This is a genomic window from Nocardia sp. 852002-20019_SCH5090214 (assembly GCF_001665865.1).
GTDB lineage: Bacteria > Actinomycetota > Actinomycetes > Mycobacteriales > Mycobacteriaceae > Nocardia > Nocardia nova.
This window is the reverse complement of record NZ_LZMK01000100.1, coordinates 1-596: the sequence shown is the minus strand read 5'-3', so window position 1 is coordinate 596 and position 596 is coordinate 1. Positions and strand designations below refer to the sequence as shown.

The 596-nt window shown below is 65.1% G+C and carries 1 pseudogene; it reads left to right on the top strand.

Annotated elements, in window-relative coordinates:
* Positions 1-596: pseudogene (locus tag A5780_RS07950) on the top strand (hypothetical protein); the annotation flags it as partial.

Here is a 596-nt window from a genome sequence, read left to right as displayed (position 1 = left end):
AACCACACCCACGAAGCGTTCGCGGTGCAGTTTCCCGACGGACACACCGAACACACTCAGGTGCCACTGGATTCACCACAACACATCCTTCCTGATCTACTCCTGCCGACCAGGGTCGCCGACACACGCTTCGTCCTCGACCAACTGATGACCGCTGCCACCGAACAGCCGGGACGCGCTGGACTCCCACCGCACCTCGCCGAGGACCTCGACCTGTCGAAAGTCGGAATGTTCGGTCACTCGCTAGGCGGGTCGACAACCGTGCAAACGATGCACGACGACCACCGTGTCCGTGCCGGCGTCGATCTGGACGGCCCGATCCTGGGCTCTGTCGCCGCGGACGGTCTCGACCGGCCGCTGCTGATGCTGGCCAGCGACACCTCGCCCTGGTTCGGCAATCCGGGCTGGGAACCGCGCTGGGCAACCAACACTGGGGTGAAGATCCCCCTGCGCATCGCAGGAACCCAGCACATGTCGCTGTGCGACCAGCAGATCATCCTGCCGCAACTGACCACGGCCGGCCTGCTCGAGCCCGCCAAGAAGGCCGAAGCAGTCGGCACAATCGACACGGCCCGTTCGATCGACCTGCAACGGGC